Annotated in this window: 14 protein-coding genes; 9 read left to right on the top strand and 5 right to left on the bottom strand. The window is 66.8% G+C overall.

Annotation, left to right across the window (positions count from 1 at the left end; all coding sequences use genetic code 11):
* The first annotated feature begins 197 nt into the window (after positions 1–197).
* On the top strand, positions 198–4,337 hold the full coding sequence (gene pglW, locus OG559_RS19115; RefSeq protein WP_405105579.1) for a BREX system serine/threonine kinase PglW: 4,140 nt from the start codon (positions 198–200) through the stop codon (positions 4,335–4,337).
* On the opposite strand, the gene OG559_RS19120 is transcribed toward pglW, so the two are convergent.
* Positions 4,338–4,757: a PIN domain nuclease gene (locus OG559_RS19120; RefSeq protein WP_405105581.1), complete on the bottom strand. Its 420-nt coding sequence runs from the start codon at positions 4,755–4,757 to the stop codon at positions 4,338–4,340.
* A complete protein-coding gene (locus tag OG559_RS19125) occupies positions 4,754–4,960 on the bottom strand; it encodes a type II toxin-antitoxin system VapB family antitoxin (protein WP_387024696.1) in 207 nt (68 codons plus the stop codon). Before OG559_RS19125 ends, OG559_RS19120 begins: the two co-directional genes overlap by 4 nt.
* 145 nt (positions 4,961–5,105) lie before the next feature.
* Between OG559_RS19125 and OG559_RS19130 the strand changes: the two genes are divergently transcribed.
* The 6 genes from OG559_RS19130 to OG559_RS19155 all read left to right on the top strand — a co-directional run bounded on the left by OG559_RS19130 (position 5,106) and on the right by OG559_RS19155 (position 14,387).
* Positions 5,106–6,428, top strand: coding sequence for a DUF3696 domain-containing protein (locus OG559_RS19130; RefSeq protein ID WP_405105583.1), 1,323 nt, complete (start codon positions 5,106–5,108; stop codon positions 6,426–6,428).
* Complete coding sequence (locus tag OG559_RS19135; RefSeq protein WP_405105585.1) at positions 6,418–7,299, top strand: hypothetical protein; 882 nt, start codon at positions 6,418–6,420, stop codon at positions 7,297–7,299. The genes OG559_RS19130 and OG559_RS19135 overlap by 11 nt, the downstream gene beginning before the upstream one ends.
* Positions 7,300–7,312: 13 nt before the next feature.
* Complete coding sequence (locus OG559_RS19140; protein WP_387024690.1) at positions 7,313–9,001, top strand: DUF262 domain-containing protein; 1,689 nt, start codon at positions 7,313–7,315, stop codon at positions 8,999–9,001.
* Between the two features lie 34 nt (positions 9,002–9,035).
* The gene (gene pglX, locus OG559_RS19145) at positions 9,036–12,569 is read left to right on the top strand and encodes a BREX-2 system adenine-specific DNA-methyltransferase PglX (RefSeq protein WP_405105587.1); all 3,534 of its coding nucleotides are present in this window, start codon (positions 9,036–9,038) and stop codon (positions 12,567–12,569) included.
* A 345-nt stretch (positions 12,570–12,914) separates the two neighbouring features.
* Positions 12,915–13,403 carry a hypothetical protein gene (locus tag OG559_RS19150; RefSeq protein ID WP_405105589.1) on the top strand — a complete coding sequence of 163 codons (489 nt, stop codon included), beginning with the start codon at positions 12,915–12,917 and terminating at the stop codon, positions 13,401–13,403.
* Positions 13,404–13,979: 576 nt separating this feature from the next.
* Positions 13,980–14,387, top strand: a complete 408-nt coding sequence (locus tag OG559_RS19155; protein ID WP_405105591.1) for a hypothetical protein — start codon at positions 13,980–13,982, stop codon at positions 14,385–14,387.
* 58 nt (positions 14,388–14,445) lie between these two features.
* Here the strand turns inward: OG559_RS19155 and OG559_RS19160 are convergent, their stop codons facing one another.
* The 3 genes from OG559_RS19160 to OG559_RS19170 form a co-directional block, all read right to left on the bottom strand.
* The gene (locus OG559_RS19160) at positions 14,446–15,072 is read right to left on the bottom strand and encodes a hypothetical protein (RefSeq protein ID WP_405105593.1); all 627 of its coding nucleotides are present in this window, start codon (positions 15,070–15,072) and stop codon (positions 14,446–14,448) included.
* Between the two features lie 144 nt (positions 15,073–15,216).
* Positions 15,217–15,417, bottom strand: coding sequence for a DUF397 domain-containing protein (locus OG559_RS19165; protein WP_405105595.1), 201 nt, complete (start codon positions 15,415–15,417; stop codon positions 15,217–15,219).
* Positions 15,410–16,288 carry a helix-turn-helix domain-containing protein gene (locus tag OG559_RS19170; protein ID WP_405116795.1) on the bottom strand — a complete coding sequence of 293 codons (879 nt, stop codon included), beginning with the start codon at positions 16,286–16,288 and terminating at the stop codon, positions 15,410–15,412. Before OG559_RS19170 ends, OG559_RS19165 begins: the two co-directional genes overlap by 8 nt.
* Positions 16,289–16,648: 360 nt before the next feature.
* Here OG559_RS19170 and OG559_RS19175 point away from each other — a divergent pair, with 360 nt between their 5' ends.
* Together OG559_RS19175 and OG559_RS19180 are read left to right on the top strand one after the other, a co-directional pair.
* Positions 16,649–16,963 (top strand): DivIVA domain-containing protein, encoded by a 315-nt coding sequence (locus OG559_RS19175; protein WP_405105597.1) that lies wholly within the window; start codon positions 16,649–16,651, stop codon positions 16,961–16,963.
* Positions 16,960–17,214: a hypothetical protein gene (locus OG559_RS19180; RefSeq protein WP_405105599.1), complete on the top strand. Its 255-nt coding sequence runs from the start codon at positions 16,960–16,962 to the stop codon at positions 17,212–17,214. Before OG559_RS19175 ends, OG559_RS19180 begins: the two co-directional genes overlap by 4 nt.
* Positions 17,215–17,263 lie beyond the last annotated feature (49 nt).

Here is a 17,263-nt window from a genome sequence, read left to right on the forward strand (position 1 = left end):
CAATGCCACAGATTCCGTGAAACTGCACCTTGCGCAGGACTCCGGTCTGCGCGGCGCGATGCCGACCGGCCTCGTATTTGCGCGGTGGGAGGGGGACGAGGAGGGGGCGGGTCGGGGGTCCAAGGATCCGCTGCGGGGCGGGTAAAGTGCGGAGGCTGAGCCGGGGTACCGACGGCCGGGGTGGAGGATTCGGCCTGATGCGTGAGGATTCACCGCGCTGGGAGCAGATCAACGCTAGTGCCCACCTCCGGGAGCAGGACGGGCTGCGCGAGCTGGCCGGCTACCTGCCGGACGCCGACCCGTACCACGTCTGGGCCAACGTCGAGTTCGTGGGCGTCGACGGCTCGATCAACGAGGTCGATGCGCTGGTGCTCACGCCCAGCGGGTTGCACGTGCTGGAGTTGAAGCACTGGCAGGGCGAGATCAGCGGGGACGGAACCCAGTGGGTGCGCCGGGCACCGAACTCCCGACTCACCCCCGAGGACAATCCGTACATCCTGGCCAACCGGAAGGCGAAGCGGCTGGCCAGCCTGATCCGTTACTACGCCAAGCAGCACGGACGGCAGGACGAGGCGCCCTACGTCGGTGCGGCGGTGTTCCTGCATGCCCGGGCGATGCGGGCGGAGCTGGACGCGATCGGCGGCCAGCACGTCCACGGGCTGGACGGGCACGAGGCGGAATCCAACCTGCCCAGCTTGAAGAGGTTCCTGCTCGCGCTGCCGCGTAACGCCGACCACCTGGTGGACGCGGCGCGGGCTCGGCAGATCGTCGAGCTGGTGCGCGGGGCCAAGATCCGGCCGTCGGTGGCGGACCGCAAGGTCGGGCAACTGCTGCTGCACCCGAAGCCGTTCGCTGAAGGGCTCGGCTGGCAGGACTTCCTCGCCGGCCACGCGCTGGACACCGCGCTGGTGCGACGGGTGCGCTTCTACCTGACCAGCCGGGCCGCCGAGCACGAGGTGCCGGCCATCCGCAGGGCGGCGGAGCGGGAGTTCCGCCTGCTGCAGGGCATCCACCACCCCGGGGTGGCCCGGGCGCACGACCTGGTCGAGCACCCCTGGGGCCCGGCGGTCGTCTTCGACCACCAGCAGGAATGGGTACGCCTCGATCAGTGGCTGCTTCGGCGCGGCAACGCGTTGACCCTGGCCCAACGTCTGCAACTGGTACAGGACCTTGCGGAGATCATCGACTACGCGCACTCACGCCGGCTGGCTCACCGGGCCCTCTCGCCCCGGGCCGTCTACGTCGGGGAACCGGACGGGCCGCGCCCGACGCTGGTGGTGACCGACTGGCAGACCGGCGGGCGGTTGGCCGGCACCAGCCACCTGACCCGGCTGGGCCCGTCGAGCGACCCGGCGAGCCTGGAGCTGTTCTTCGACGACGAGGTCCGCCGCTATCAGGCACCGGAGGCGGGGGGCGCCACCCTGCTGCCGGGCCACCAGCTCGACGTCTTCGCGCTCGGCGCGCTGGCGTACCGGATCTTCGCCGGGGCGGCACCGGCCGCCACGCCGGAGGAACTGGTCAACGCGGTCCGCGACAGCGGCCTGCACCTGGACGCGGCCGTCGACGGCATGCCGTTCGAGCTGGTCAAGCTGGTCTACGACGCGACCCGGGGCGACCCGGCAGCCCGGACGCCCAGCGTCTCGAAGTTCCGCAAAGACCTGGAGGAGGTGTGGAACGAGCTGACCGCGCCGGAGCCCGAGCCGGTGGCCGATCCGCTCTCCGCGCACCGGGGCGACCTGCTCGACGGGGGACTGGAGGTGAAGGACCGGCTCGGCTCCGGTGCCACGGCGGTCGCCCTGCTCGTCACCGGGGGCGTTGCAGTGTCCCGTGAGTTGGTCCTGAAGGTGGCCCGCGACGAGCAGCACGAGGAACGGCTGACCGCTGAGGCGCGTACCCTCGCGGGGTTGAAGCATCCCCAGGTGGCGGCGCTGGTGGACGGCCCGGTGCGGGTCGGCGGCCGGACGGCCCTGCTGATGGAGAGCGCCGGGGCGCTGACGCTCGCCGAGGAGCTCCGCGGGGGCCGGCTCGCGCTGGACCTGCTGGAGCGGTACGGGCGCGACTTGCTCGACATCGTCAACTACCTGGACGGCCAGGGCGTCTGGCACCGGGATTTGAAGCCGGCCAACCTGGCAGCACGTCCCCGCCCCAAGGACAAGCAGCCGCACCTGTGTGTCTTCGACTTCTCGTTGTCGTCGACGCCGGCCGACCAGCTCGGCGCGGGCACGGTCGGCTACCTCGACCCGTTCCTCGGCTCCGCGCGGCGGCTGCGTTACGACGCGGCGGCCGAGCGGTTCGCCGCGGCCGTGGTGCTCTACGAGATGGCGACCGGCGCCCTGCCCCGCTGGGGGGACAATGCCAACCCGGTGGCTGTCAGCGACGAGGTGACCCTCGATCCGGCGGCGTTCGATCCGGCGGTCGCCGACCGGCTGGTGGAGTTCTTCCGCCGGGCGCTGGCCCGGGACGCGGCGGCCCGGTTCGACACCGTCGACGAGATGACCGACGCCTGGCGGGCCATCTTCCAGCAGGTCCCGCAGCCGGCCGTGACCCCGATCGGCCCGGTGCCGGCGACGGTGGGGCTGACCAGGGAATCGCCGCTGGAGGTCACCGAGCTGACCGCCCGGGCACGCTCGGCGCTGGAACGGCTCGGCCTGCACACCGTCGGCGACCTGCTGGACGCGGAGCCGTCGGCGCTGACCCGGGCGAAGGGGGTGCCCGACGCCACCCGCAAGGAGATCCTCGCCCAGGCGCGGGCGCTGCGCGCCGTGCTGCCCGACGACAGCGAGCCGGCACCCACCGAGGACCAGCCGGCGGCCCAGGGAGTCGAGGCGCTCTGCGAGGTGCTGCTGCCCGCCGCGACGTCACGCAACCACCGGGCGCTGGCCGTGCTGCTGGGGCAGGTGCCCACCGGCGACGGCGTCTTCCTGCGCTGGCCGGCGCAGGCGGAAGCCGCCCGGGCCACCGACCGGACCCAGCCGCAGATCTCCAAGCTGCTCGGCGCGCAGGCCCGGTTCTGGCTGGGCCTGCCGGCGCTGGCGGCGGTGCGCAACGAACTCGTGGCGCTGCTCGAGACCCGGGGCGCGGTGATGTCCGCCGAGGAGCTGGCCCAGGCGTTGATCGCCGCGCGCGGCTCGTACACCTCCGGGCCGAAGCGGCTGCCGCAGGCGATCGGGCTGGTGCGCGCCGCCGTCGAGGCCGAGCTGAGCACCGGCGGGGACGCCCGGGTGGCCATCCACCGCTTCCGCGCCTCGAACACTGTCCTGGTCGGCCGGGAGCCGGACGACCCGGCGTCCGACGTCACGGCCGCCGACTTCCTCGCGTACGTGGTGGAGCTGGGCGGCCGAGCCGCCGAGCTGGCCGCCGCCGACCCGCTGCCGACCCGACAACGCGCCGTGGAGGAGCTGCGCCGGCTGCCGGCCCCCGCCGGGATGCCGGCGGTGACCGACCTGCGGCTGTTGCAGCTCGCGGCGGCCGGCAGCAACGACCGGGTCGACGTCAACGCGCAGGGCCAGCTATACCCGGTCAACATGCCGGCGAAGCGGGCGCTGCGGCTGTCCGTGGGCAGCCTGATCGGCCAGCGGCTCAGCGCCGCACGGATCCGCGACAGGGTGCACAGCCGCTTCCCCCGGGCGGAACGGGCACCCGACCGGCCCGACCTGACCGACCTGCTCGCGGCGGCCGAGGTCCCGTTGACCTGGCATGCGAACGACCAGGTGTACGGGCCGCCGGTCTTCCTGACGTCGGTGACCGGCACCCGGATGAACACCACGCACGTGCCGTTGCTCGGGCTCAGCGCGGCCGACGAGGCGGCTGACCGGCTCGCCTCGGCGATCGAGCGGCGGGCGTTCCTGGCGTTGCTGGCGCCGCTGCGCCGGCTCGGCCCGGCCCGGCGGGCGTTGCTGGCCCGGCTGCCGTTGACCGAGGTGGACGTCACGGCGATCCTGCTGGAGCGGCTGCGCGCGTTGGGCGTCCCGTGGGAGGCGATCGTGGCGGCCGACAACGGCTCGCCGCTGGACGCGGACTTCCGCAGTCTGCTGGACCTGTTCCGGCACCAGGTGGTGCCGGCGGTAGGCGCGGCCATCGCCGCCGCCGACGGGCCGGTGCTGATCACGGAGGCCGCGCCGCTGGCCCGCTACGGTCAGCTCGGGCTGCTCCAGGAGTTGGCGGACCCGACCCGGCCCCGGCCGGCGGCCCGGCTGCTGCTGGTCCCGGCGTGGCGGCCGGAGCCGGCGGTGCTGGACGGGGTGCAGTTACCGCTGACTTCCCCGGCCAGTCAGTCGCTCTGGCTCGCCGACGAGTGGATCGAGGCGGCCGGCGAAGAGCGGTCGAAAACGCGCTGATCAGTCCGCGGTCCCGCCGGGCACCACCCACGTGGTGGGCTGCCCGGTGATCGCGGTGATCATGTCGTAGTCGCCGTCGTAGTGCAGCACGGTGGCCCCGTGGCGCTCGGCGGTCGCGGCGATCAGCAGGTCGGCCATGGACAGCGCACGGTGGTTGCCCTTGTGTAGCGCCCGCACCTGGACGTCGATCGCCCGGTCCCAGATCTCGTCAGGCATGGCCAGCCAGTGGAATCCGCCGAGCAGCCAGCGGGCGCGCTGAGCGTCCTTCGCCGTCTGGGCGCTCTGGATCACCTCGATCTCGATTGCGCCGCACACCGCCAGCAGGCCCCGGTCGGACAACTCGTCAAGCACCGGTGCGATCACGGGCTTGGACCAGCGAGCGAGAGCGGATTTGTCGAGGAGGTAGAACTCCCGGCTCACGCAGCGTCCGGCGCTGCCGCACGCTGCCCGGTGAGGCCGGGGAGACCGCCGCTCTTGAGCCAGTCGGCGAACTCCCGCCGCTTCTCCCGATCGACGGCTGCCTTCAGAGCGGCGTTGACGGTGGCCTTTTTGGTAGTGGTACCGAAGATCTTCGCTGCTTCCTCGAGCAGTTCGTCGTCGATGTCGATGATGGTTCGGGACATGTGGGCCTCCTCGCCTGGTAGCAACCGAACGAGGATATCAATTTCTCGCTGATCCGATATCAGGCTCGGTTCGAGGGGTGGTATGTCGTGTTTCTGACAGCCTCGGGGGCCTTTCCTGCCCAGAAGTCCTGCTAGAAACATGCGAATGCCCCTCAGCAAGATCGTGCTTGAGAACTATCGCTGCTTCCGGGAGCGTCAGGAGATCGAGCTGGCCCCGGTGACGGTGGTGCTCGGCAAGAACAACTCCGGCAAGAGCGTGTTGGCACGGGCCCCGCTGGTCATCGCCACTGGCTTCGACACCACCAGTACGGCTCCGCTCGATCTGGACCGGCTCGGCCCGGACATCGTGGATGACTTTCGCGAGCTGTTCCACGACCATCTGACCGGCCGGCCGATCAAAATCGGGTTGACGGTGGCGGGCATCTCACCGTTCGCCCTTGAGGCCGAGGTCCAGTACGTGGACAGCATCAACAGCGCGGTGGTGTCGAGCCTGGATCTCATGTCCCCGCAGTTCAAGGCCATGCTCGTCTCGTCTCGGCTGGTGGGAGCAGGTCGCCACGAGACGCCAGACATTGACGGGATCTCGGTCACGCCCCTGCCGCAGATCCGGCGCGGAGAGGAGCTGGAGTACGAGATCCGGCGGGCCTGGAAGCCTCCTGTCGTTCAACGGGTCGGCTTCCGTGGGTTGGTGCCCGACCTGACCGCCGTACGAGGACTGCAGGACGTCGGCAACCTCGACCTGAGCCCAGGGCCGATTCGGTATCTAAGCCCGTACAGGGAGCGGATCGCGCGGCACCACCGGCTGCCCCTGGGGGCACCGGCTCTGCTGGGCGTGCAGGGCGAAGGGATGTCGGGCATCCTCGCCGACGATTCCAAGCGGGCAGGTGGGGTGCTGGTCAAGCGGGTCAACGAGTTGTTGGCGTCGATCGTGCCGGACTGGCGGGTCGCGGAGATACCAGCTGGCCCCCTTTGGTCGACGGTGTTGACCCGCCGAGGCAGCGAGGTCCAAGTGAACCTGGCCGACGCAGGTACTGGCCTGGCCCAGGTGCTGCCCATCCTGGTGCAGTGTGCCCTCGACGAGTTGCGCGGCGAGCCGGAGCGCGCGCCCTTGCAGATCGTCGAGGAGCCGGAGATGCACTTGCATCCGGCCGCGCACGCCGAGCTCGCTGACATCTACCTGAAAACCGCTCTGGCGACGAAGACCCAGTTCCTCGTCGAGACGCACAGCGAGACCCTGCTGCTGCGGCTACGCCGACGCATCGCCGAGGCTGACAACGAATTTACGGCAGACATGGTCAAGGTTTACGTCGTGGAACAGCGCGACGGCGCGTCCGTGGTGCGCCACGTCGACATCGACGAGCTGGGAAATCTCGACGACAGCTGGCCGGACGGCTACTTCTCGCAGGACTACCACGAGGTGCGGGCACTCACGACGGCGCAGATGGAGCGGCTCGACAATGCTTCTTGACATCGACGTCGAGGTCTTCGACGGCAGCGACCACCTCCCGGTGATCGAGATCTTCAAGCTGGTCGCCCGTGGCCGCCACGACTGGCTGCCCTCCAAGTCGGACGCGATGCGGGCCGAGTCGTTCGTGGCGTCCTTGTACGCCGCGAAGGTCAAGGCACCGGACCTGAAGCTCTGGGCGCGGAAAACGATGGAGGCGGCTGCCGATCGCGGCGGATCGGCGTTTCCGCCATCGGGCGGTGCGCGGCCGGTCAGGGTAACTCCGGCCAACGTGGGGCCGGCCGCTGAAGACCTGGGTAAGCCGGCTGTCCTGGTGGTCGAGAACAGGATCGGCGATGGCGGGTTCGTACAGGCGATGGCAACCGCACTCAGAGACGAGCGCGTGGTGCACGCACTCAGGAAGCGGTGGCTCAAGTTTTGCCACAGTGGCGGCACCGGGCAGATGGCGGAGTTGGCAGTTGACGAGTGTCGCGACTTCTCGCTGATCGTCCGGGTGGCAATGCTCATCGACAGTGACCGTCCCGATGCTGCCACGCCCAGCCCAAATGATCAAAAAGTGCAAAAGGCCAGGCGGGGCGGGGTGCCGCACGTCCACATGCTCACCTGGCGGATGGTGGAGAACTACGTGCCGTTCCGGGTGTGGGAGCGGCACTTCCCGTACAAGGCAGCCAAGATCAAGGACCTCCGTGAGTGGATCCCGCAGCAGCGTGGCTACCGACACCTCAAAATTCACTTTATAGGCGAAAAGGGAAAGATGCCTTCGCCGCTGATGCCTGACGGCATGGCGTTGTCCGAAGCCGACTTCCACGAGTTGGGGCCCGATGTCGTCGCCGAACTGCGGCAGGTGCTCGCGATGATCCACGGAATTCTGTAGGACACTGGGTGCCATGTTGAGCGATCGGGCCGAAAGCCGACTGGAACCCGTGGTCCTGCATCTGGATCAGATCCTGGAGGATATTGCCCGCGGTGTGCTCAGGGTGCCCGCGTTCCAGCGGCCCTTCGTCTGGCGACCGGAGCAGATGCTCGACCTGTTCGACAGCATTGAGCGGGGATATCCCATCGGCAGCATCCTCGTGTGGGAGACGGCCGACAAGGTTCCGTCGCTCATCGAGGTTGGCGACATTCCAGTGCCGGAAGCGCCCTCAAGTCGCACTGCTTCCTATGTGCTCGACGGTCACCAGAGGCTGTCCACCCTGTTCGGCGTGCTGAGGCGGCTCGGTCGTCCACCACGCGCAGACGACCAGCGAGAGTGGAAGTGGCGGGTCTATCGCGATCTAACGCCACGGAGCGACGCTGAGCGCTACCGGCACCACCGTGCCGCAGGCAGTCCGCCGGTCCCTGCCCCGGACCACTTTCTACCGGTGCGGGCGGTAGCCGACACGCTCGACTTCCTCGCCTTCTCCAGGGGCCTCGAACTGCGGGTCGGGCGGGACCGTGCGGAGCAGTTGGTCCGGGAGGCGGACCGGGTCGCCCAACGCCTGAAGACTTGCAAGCTGTCGGTGATCCGGCTTCAGGGTGGTGACCTGGACCAGGCGGTGGAGGTCTACACCAGGCTCAATCGCAAGGGCGTGCGGATGGAAGCCGACCAGATGATCTCCGCACTCACCCATCGGCCGGGTCTACCGACCCTGGCCAGTCGGATCGACGCCATCGTGGAGTCGGTCGCCACGACCGGGTTCGGAGAGCTGCCTCGACTGGCTATCTTCCGGGCAGTGCTGGCCGTGGCCGACGAGCCGGACGTCATGACGCCGAGGTGGGAATCGGTCGCCGTCCGGCTCCAGAACAAGCTGGTCAACGCGGTCCCGGACGCTGAACGGGCGGTGCACGAGGCAGTGACCTTCCTCAAGTACGCCGGCCTTCAGCTTGCCAGGCTTCTCCCGTACGCACACCAACTCGTGGTGCTCACCAAGTTTTTCCACCGCTGCCGCAATCCGAGCCGCGAGCAGTTAGAGGAGCTGCGGCGTTGGTTCTGGGTGACGTCCTGGTCCGGTTCGTTCGCCGGCGCAAACTCCACGACGCTAAAGTCGGCATTGCGTGAGATGCGCGAGTTCGCGGAGAACCGCGGGACACTCGCGCTCGACCTGGCCGCAGTTCAGCCCATGCCGGATGCCTTCAACCTCAACAGTGCCCGCACCCTGGCATATGTGGCCTGGGAGGCTGGGGAGTTGCCTAAGCGACGTGATGTCCTCGGCCAGGAGTTCGATGTCGTTCAGTTGCTCGCGGCAGGGGCAACCCAGGCTTACCGGCCGGTCGTCTCAGGGGACTCCCGGCCTGCCAACCGGCTCATCCTCCCCACCATCGCCGGTTACGGCGTGGAAAGGTCATTGCTCGATTTGCCGTTGATCCAGCGTGGGTTCTTCGACGGCACCGTCCTCGGATCAGCGGGGGCGCAGGAAATCTTGGACAGCCACGGCATCCCGAGGGCGGCGTGGTTCCGGTTGAACGAGGGGCGCGGTGACCTGTTCGTTGAGGATCGGACCGCATACCTGGGCAAACGACTGCGGGTCTTTGCCGCTCAAATCGGGGTGCGGCTGGGCGACAACCTGGAAGGCGTGGCCGACGACGACTCGGAGTAGCGGTCGGGAGAACGACAGACCTTAGGATCTAGCAGTGATCGAGCTGAAGGCACTTCAAGCGCAGGTCAAGACCCTCGTGGATGACCTGCGCGGGCAGGTCGCGGAGGCACCGGGTCTGCGGGCGGAGCTGCGCCGGGAGCACGACCAGGCCAAGTCCGCCGAGCGGGTCGCGGCGAGCTTCGAGACCTGGCTCGACGACATGCTCGACCAGGCGGCGGTGGCCTGGGTGCTGGGCTGCGTGTTCGTCCGGTTCTGCGAGGACAACGAGCTGGTCGACGGCCTCTGGATCGGTGGCGCCGACCCGGCCGCGCCGGCCGACCGGGCCGTCCAGCACCGGCAGGCGTACCTGATCAAGAACTTTCGGAACAACGACCGCGACTGGCTGCGGGAGGGGTTCCGCTACCTGCGCGGCCTGAAGGCCACCGGCAAGATCTTCGACCAGCACAACCCCGTGTGGCGGTTCGACATCTCCGGCCCGGTGGCCGAGGACCTGAGCGACTTCTTCCGCCGGGGAGCCGGCCAGGAGTCGCTGCGCCGCGACGACCTGAACACCCGCTTCCTTGGCGACCTCTACCAGGAGCTGTCGACGCACGCCAAGAAGACGTACGCGCTGTTGCAGACCCCGGAGTTCGTGGAAGAGTTCATCCTCGACCGGACGTTCGAGCCGGCGGTCAAGGAGTTCGGCCTCCCCGCCACCAGCGTCATCGACCCGACCTGCGGCTCCGGCCACTTCCTGCTCGGCGCGTTCCACCGGCTGTTCCGCAAGTGGCAGAACCGGGAACCCGCCACCGACGTCAAGATCCTGGCCGAGCGGGCCCTCGGCCAGGTGACCGGCGTCGACATCAACCCCTTCGCGGTGGCGATCGCCCGCTTCCGGCTGCTGATTGCCGCCATGAAGGTGTGCGGGTTGACCAGGCTGGAACGCACCCCGGCCTGGCCGATCCGGGTGGCCACCGGGGACTCGCTGCTGCCGTGGGGAGCGTTTAGGTCCCGCGCGCAGGGCGACCTCCTCAAGATGCTGGAGAGCCAGGCGGCGGAGAGCGACAAACCGGGGGCGGAGGAGCAGAGGGAGATCTTCGCGTACGAGAGCGAAGACGAAGACCTGCTGAAGGACTACCTGGCCGAAAACCAGTATACGGTGGTTGTCGGAAACCCGCCCTACATCACCGTTGCAGACAGCGCTCGCAATCAGCTCTACCGCAGCGCCTACCCGACCGTCTGCCACCGGCAGTACGCCCTGACGGTGCCGTTCGCCAAGCGCTTCTTTGATCTGGCCAAGCGCTCAGACGAGCACGGTGAGGGTGCTGGTTACGCCGGCCAGATTACTGGAAACGCCTTCATGAAGCGCGAATTCGGAAAGAAGCTGATTGAGAATTACTTTGCCCATGAAGTTGAACTAGCCGAGGTGATCGACGCTTCCGGCGCCTTTATCCCCGGCCACGGCACGCCCACAGTGATTCTCGTTGGTCGCAACAACAGCCGCCGCCGCCCTTTGACAGTTCGAACCGTCCTCAGCGTGCGCGGCGAACCCGACGAACCGGTTAACCCGGCCGAGGGTAAGGTATGGACCGCCATAGTGCGGCAGATCGATGAACCGCGATCAGAATCCGAGTGGGTGACAGTCGCTGACCTCGCTCATGGTCAGCTCAGATCTCATCCCTGGAGCCTCTCGGGTGCGGGGGCGGTCGAGGCAAGACAATTAATTGATGAGCGATCAGTTAGGAAGCTGAAGGCTGTCTCCCAAGCAATTGGACTAGTGGCCGAGACTCGTTTGGACGACGCCTATCTCGTCGGGGCGTCACTCCGGCGCCGACTTCACGGTGACACAGCGGTTGTCTCATTCATTGCCGGATCTGCGATCAAAGACTTTGCGGTCGATGATGGCGATCAGATCATCTTTCCGTATTCACGGGATGGTGACGATGCCTGTGTGGGGGAGGCTGGTTCTCGCCTATTATGGTTGTATAGGATTCTTCTGAAGAAGCGGCAGGCGCTCTCCGGCGCGCAGGAGGACCGCGGTCTTGCCTGGTTCGAGTATTCCGATTTTCACCCGGCAAGGTGGGTTGCTCCTATCAAGATCACTTTCGCCTTTGTTGCCACGCATAATCGCTTCGCGATCGACCGCGGTAGGAAGATCTTCAATAGGGCTGCTCCGGTAATTAAGCTGCCGGATACTGCGGGTGAGGAAGAATATGTGCGGCTGCTTGGTGTATTAAACAGCTCGACCGCCTGTTTTTGGCTTAAGCAGGTATGTCACAACAAGGGTAGTCAAGGCGTCAACGAAGGCTTCAAGAGCCAGGATTGGGAGCGATTCTACGACTTTACCGGGACGAAGTTGCAAGAGTTTCCGCTGCCGGGGGAGTACCCGTTAGATAGGGCGCGTGATTTGGATGGGCTGGCGCAGCGGCTGTCCAGCCTGACCCCGGCGGCGGTTGCCGCCTCGGGGGTGCCCACCCGGCAGCGGCTCGCGGAGGCCGAGACGGGGTACCACTCTGTCCGGGCGCGGATGATCGCGCTCCAGGAGGAGTTGGACTGGGAGGTCTACCGGCTCTACGGGCTGATCGACGATGACCTGACGAGCGCCGACCCGCCGGAGTTGGCGTTGGGGGAGCGGGCCTTCGAGATCGTGCTGCATACCAGCGGGGTCCAGACCGAGTGGTTCAACCGGCACGGGTCCAAGCCGATTGATCGGCCGCAGCCGCACTGGCCGGCGGAGTACCGATCGTTGGTGGAGCGGCGGATCGCCGCCATCGGGTCCAACCGACACCTTGGGCTGATTGAGCGGCCGGAGTGCAAGCGGCGCTGGTCCACGGACGGGTGGGAGAAGATGCAGTCGGCCGCACTGCGGGACTGGCTGCTTGACCGGTTGGAAGCTCCCGAGCTGTGGGGTGGGACGCCTGCTCCGTTGTCAGTGGCGCAGCTCGCCGACCGAATCGGCGCCGATCAGGACTTCCGGGCGGTGCTGGACCTGTGGGTCGGACACGACACCTACGACCTGGCTCGAACGCTGGGCCAACTGGTTGCCGACGAGTATGTGCCTTATCTGCCGGCGCAGCGGTACAAGCCGGCCGGGCTGCGCAAGCGGGCGCAGTGGGAGCGGACCTGGGCGTTGCAGCGCCGGGAGGACGAGGGGGAGAAGGTCACGATCGAGGTGCCACCGAAGTACACCTCAGCGGACTTCGCCCGGCCGTCGTACTGGCGGGCGCGCGGAAAGCTCGATGTGGTGAAGGAGCGGTTCATCTCATACCCACGGGCGGGGCGGGACAGCGACGGCAGCGAACTGCTCGGCTGGGCGGGGTGGGACCACTTGGCGCAGGCGCAGGCGCTCGCCGCCGTCTACCTGGACCGGAAGACGCAGGAGGCCTGGCCGGCGCACCGCCTGTTGCCGCTGCTCGCGGGGCTGGCGGAAATCGAGCCGTGGCTGCACCAGTGGCACTCGGACGACAAGCCCGGCTTTTTCGGGTCGCCTGCCAACTTCTTCACCGGCTTCATCGACGCAGAGTTGTCGCAGCTCAGTTCCGACCGCTCGGCGTTGACGCTGCTGCGCGGTGTGCCCGAACTGGCATGATCTGGTCGCCGAGCTGGGTCGGGGCGTGGCTCAGATGCAGTCGGCTATTGAATCGGCTGCACTCCAAGAACTGACATGGGAGGCATGTTGCTGTCGGGCTCCCGACAGTGATTGGTGGCGAGGTCCGGAAGCAACTACATTCGCTTCGCGACGGCCGGTTCCGCAGTGGGCGGTTTGGGCGGTGTTTCGATGTGGGCATCGCCGAGTAGATGGCGGCAATCGACATCCCAGTCTCTGCCGGCAGAGCCGGTCAGCTATTTCATGCGAGGAAGACAAGTGACTTCGGGCCCCTTGAACCCTGAGCCTGCGAGCGACCCGTACCCCAGCGATGCCGAGATGAAGTCGATGAGTCCTGAGCAGTTGGGTGCGCTCGCCGAATCGCTTGGCGGACCCCCTGCTCCCGCACCTGCTGCCCGGCCGGATTGGAAGTGGAAGCTCGGCCTTGCGGTCGTTGCAGGTGTCATCCTGTTCTGCACTGGCATCGGCGTGGGCGCTTTGATCTTCCGCCCCAACGACGACGGCGAGGGCGGGGAAAAGGGCGACTCCGCCTTGGTGCTTGCCAAGGATAAGTGCTCACTCAGCTCGGCTAATGCAAGCGTCGGAGACGGCGGAAGCTCCCTCACCATCAACGGCGCGGGCAAAGAAGGCTTCGGCCTCTCCTACACCAATATCGAATGCGTGTTGAAAGAGTTGAACACCCCCGACCATGTCATCTCTGAGATGTCGTCCACTCGCGCCCTCGATGGCAAGCAGACAGCTCAATGGGGCAAGATCCGAGCATCATGGACCTACCACCCAGATCAGGGACTCGACCTGATCCTCGTGTCGGAATAGGTGTAGGACAATAAGCGCCGCCTCCAAGCCGACTTGGAGGCGGCGCGGCTGTGCGTTACCGGCCCAATTGGTGCCCGCGTCGGCTCAGGGTTCCCCACCGCCTGCACTCTTCGCGTTGCGCCTCCCAGAACCGAACGCTGGCGACTTGGGCCTCGGCAGGAACTCGTTCTCCGAGCGGGTCAGCTTTGCCATTGACGCGAAATTAGCCAGCGCCAGGGAAACCAGCCCGAGGGCCGGCGACGTGGACAACCAGTGCGTCAAGCGGCGGTAGTTGCCGTTCCTGGCAGTTCCTATGGAAGGACTCCATGAACTTGGTGACCAAGTGGGAGTCGCCGCCCATGTGCAGGTGCTGCGGGGCGGCGAGGCCAGCAGCACCGAAGACCCGTGAGTACGAGATCGTCTGTCCCCGATCCTCGGCGCCACTCTTGGTTACGAAATCGATTGCCGCGTTCACCTGATCGAGAGTGAAATCGTGGGATTGACTCATGACGGATAAGATACCCGGCGATCGAGCGGTGTCGAGAAGAGCGCAGGCGGCGTGTTGCATGGCACAGCGCAACAACTACCATCTTGGCCATGGTTGGCGATGGATGGGCTTCTCTGACGGCCCTGAACGACGAGGTGCCGGATCATGATCACGGCTCCACGGTGGACAACCTCGATCATGGCTTCCAGGTCAGCAAACACCTGGAATGTTGGCGCAAGGAGTACGTCCGCACCCGTCTAGTACATCCCAACCAGTTGATCGATGACCCAGATGATGTCGATGGACACATGAAGGTGGAGAGCATCGGGGAAACCCTGCGGGCGGGAGAGCCGCTGCCAGCAGTTGTCCTGATTCACCAGCCTGACGAGCGTGGGCATCCCTACCAGCTGATCGAAGGTAGACACCGCTACAACGCGATCCACCGCGAAGGTTGGCCGCTGATATTTGCCTGGGTCGCGCATGTCTCGTGCTGTGGAGGGCCGGGGCCGGACCTGTAGCTACGAGCAGCCCTCGGGCTGGGTCTTGACCAGGGCGCAGGGCTGAGGGCTGAATGCTTTAGACCCTTACCCAGTTGCCGCAGCCGCGGCTGGTGAACATCTCGTCTGAGGACCGGATCGTCACTCGGACCTTCTTGGCGGCAGTGATGAAGTTGTTGGCGATGATCCGCCCGTTGGAGCCGGCACGCTCCCAGTAGCAGTCGGTCACCTTGCCCTTCGTCAGGTGCGCGGTGGTCTCGTATGTACCCGGCTTGATCTCCGCCCCGACCTCGAAGCTGCCTTCGTCCATGCTGTGCTGGGCCTTCTTCCAGGTCGGCAGAAACTGCGGGCAGTCCTTGAGTCGGTTCGCGTCGACGTAGTCCTTGTTCTCGATATAGACGTCAAGTAGGGCATCGGAGGCGTACGAGGCGTCACAGGTGTCGCCAGTGATGAAGTCGTCGTCGCACCCGCCTTCCCAGTGGCTCAGCGAAAGATCGCAGGGAGCCCACGCTGGTGTGGGGCTCGGCGGTGCTGGCGGACTCGTGCTTGATGCCGGCGAGGGGGAGTACGACGGCGACGGCGAAGGGCTGGCCGACGTGGCAACGACCGACGGTGTCGGGTCTGCGGCAGCTTGCGGATTCTCTTTCGCGCCGCAACCGGCAAGCATCGTCAGCGCAATTGCCGAAGCAGTCAGGTGTCGCCTCATGAGGCGATCATCATCGTTCAGCGTGGATCGCACATCGGCCGATCGACCGCGCCAACCAGAATTAGGGGTGTAAAAGGCAATCCGAGTGGTGCGAAAATCAGTCAGCCGCCTCCGAGATATCTCGGAGGCGGCTCCGACCGTTGGTCAGCGGCTCAACGTCTGTGCCTTGACGTCTTGGACAAAGGCATCCCAGGCGATCCTGCTGTAGGCCAGCACAGGACCGGACGGATCCTTGCTGTCGCGCAGCCCGACAACGCCAGGGATGTTGTCGGCGACCTCGACACAGTCGCCGCCGTTGTTGCTGCGGGTGGACTTGCGCCAGACGGCATCGGTCAGGTCAGGCACGGGAGTACTCCTCTGCGATCCGGTGGATCAGGTTCTTGGACTGAGACGCGTTCAGCGCGCGGCCAGCCATGTCGGCCCAGATGTTGTTGTAGGCGGCGATCTCGTGTGGCTTGTCGAGATAGATCGCGCCCGTGGCTGCCTCAAGGTAAGTCACCGGCGGCTCCACCTCCTTGCCGCCGCTGTCTTTGGGAAAGTCCATGATCGAGAAGGCTCCGGTCATCGCCCCGGCGTGCAACCCCGCAGAAAATTCCAGCACCTGCACGGTCACGTTCGGTAGCTCCGCAGCCTTCAGGATCTGGTGAAGCTGCTCGACCATGATCGTGGCGCTGCCGACCGGACGGCGCAACACCGCCTCGTTCATCATCACGCTGAGTTGCGGTGCGGCGAACCGGGTGAGTAGCCCTTGCCGCTCTGTCCTGAGCTGGATGGCGCGTTGCTGTTCTTCGTGATCTTCGGCATCGATGGAGCCGCCGGGCATCTGGAAGACCTGTTCCGCGTAGGCGCGAGTCTGAAGCAGGCCGGGGACCAGTTCGGGTTGGTACTTGCGGATGCTTGACGCTGCCGCTTCGAGTCCGATGTAGAGCTGAAACCAGCGCGGCAGGCCGGAGCCGATGTAGTCGTGCCACCAGTTCTTGTTCTCTCGCGTGGCCGCCGCCATCGCGAGGACCAGGTCGGTGTCGTCGTCGGTCGCACGGTAGAGAGTGAGCATCTCCCTGACGTCCGCAGCGCGGAAGCGGACGTTTTCCGCGCCGTTCTCGATCCGGTAGAGGGTTGCTCGCGCCCGGTCCAGTTGCTCTGCTGCCTGCTCCATCGTCAACCCGGACGCCTTGCGGAGCGCCTCGAGCTTCCTGCCGAGCTGCCGCCGGAGCATGGTCGAACCCGTTACCGCCTGTGACACCCGAGCCTCCGCTGGTCAGTCATGGTTGACGCGCGTCCGTCTAAGTAAACGCCAATCTTGTATCAGAAACAATAGACACGTCACTGTGTGTCCTCCTTCCAATGTCAGAGCTAGATAGAGCTAGTTTCGTTAGACGTTGCATTAAGGCAGGCGTGGTGCTTGACTGCGTTCGCGGCCACTGTGGAGTTTCTGCTGCTCAGCCGCTATGTGTGCCCTGCTGCCGTACGGCGATCGGAGCTGCGGTGGCAGGTGCCGGGGTGGGTCCGCCGGTGCGCGGCGGGCCGGTGGGCCCGCCCTTCCACAGGTCAATGTCGACGAGAGGCAGGTCCCGTCATGCGCGTCTTCTTCCACCGAATCCGGCATCGCCGCCGGTCGGTCGCTCGGCCGGTCGGCCTCCGCTCGGCGGCCTGCCGTCCGCTGCTGCCCTGGCAGGTGCGCGAGCAGCGGTTCCGGCCCACGCAGTTCGGCCGGCGCGGGCTCGACCCGCAGGAGGTGCAGGAGTTCCTCGACCGGCTCGCCGGTGACCTGGCCGCCGTCTACGACGCGCTCGCGCAGAGCCGGCGGGAGACCAGTCGGATCAAGGTCGCGCTGTGTCACCTGCAGTCCGAGCGGGCTCACGTCCGCAACGAACGGGAGTGGGGCCGATGAGCGAGCGTTTCGTCATCCACCTGCCGGTGGTCGCCAACGACATCGTCTCCGCCCAGCGGCTCGCCCGGGTGGTGGCGCACTGGACGCACGTCCTGCCGCAGACCGAACCGGCCGGCACCACCGTCTCGGCGGAGGACGACCAGAACGTACGCCACTGGGTCTTCTGCGACCGGCTCCTCTCCGGCGGCCGGCGCTGCCTGCTCCGGCCCGACCATGACGGCGAGTGCTCCCGCCGGCATCCGTGGCGGTGAGCGTCGGCGTCGGGCCGGCACGCGTCGGATGCCCGGCAGAGGCTGTCCG

Source organism: Micromonospora sp. NBC_01405 (assembly GCF_045040155.1).
GTDB lineage: Bacteria > Actinomycetota > Actinomycetes > Mycobacteriales > Micromonosporaceae > Micromonospora.

Coding starts and splice junctions, on each gene's coding strand:
- OG559_RS19155 (WP_405105591.1), top strand. CDS start 13,980: ATGGTTGGCGATGGATGGGCTTCTCTGACGGCCCTGAACGACGAGGTG.
- OG559_RS19160 (WP_405105593.1), bottom strand. CDS start 15,072: ATGAGGCGACACCTGACTGCTTCGGCAATTGCGCTGACGATGCTTGCC.
- OG559_RS19170 (WP_405116795.1), bottom strand. CDS start 16,288: ATGCTCCGGCGGCAGCTCGGCAGGAAGCTCGAGGCGCTCCGCAAGGCG.
- pglW (WP_405105579.1), top strand. CDS start 198: ATGCGTGAGGATTCACCGCGCTGGGAGCAGATCAACGCTAGTGCCCAC.
- OG559_RS19125 (WP_387024696.1), bottom strand. CDS start 4,960: ATGTCCCGAACCATCATCGACATCGACGACGAACTGCTCGAGGAAGCA.
- OG559_RS19130 (WP_405105583.1), top strand. CDS start 5,106: ATGCCCCTCAGCAAGATCGTGCTTGAGAACTATCGCTGCTTCCGGGAG.
- OG559_RS19150 (WP_405105589.1), top strand. CDS start 12,915: ATGAGTCCTGAGCAGTTGGGTGCGCTCGCCGAATCGCTTGGCGGACCC.
- OG559_RS19180 (WP_405105599.1), top strand. CDS start 16,960: ATGAGCGAGCGTTTCGTCATCCACCTGCCGGTGGTCGCCAACGACATC.
- OG559_RS19140 (WP_387024690.1), top strand. CDS start 7,313: ATGTTGAGCGATCGGGCCGAAAGCCGACTGGAACCCGTGGTCCTGCAT.
- OG559_RS19175 (WP_405105597.1), top strand. CDS start 16,649: ATGCGCGTCTTCTTCCACCGAATCCGGCATCGCCGCCGGTCGGTCGCT.
- OG559_RS19135 (WP_405105585.1), top strand. CDS start 6,418: ATGCTTCTTGACATCGACGTCGAGGTCTTCGACGGCAGCGACCACCTC.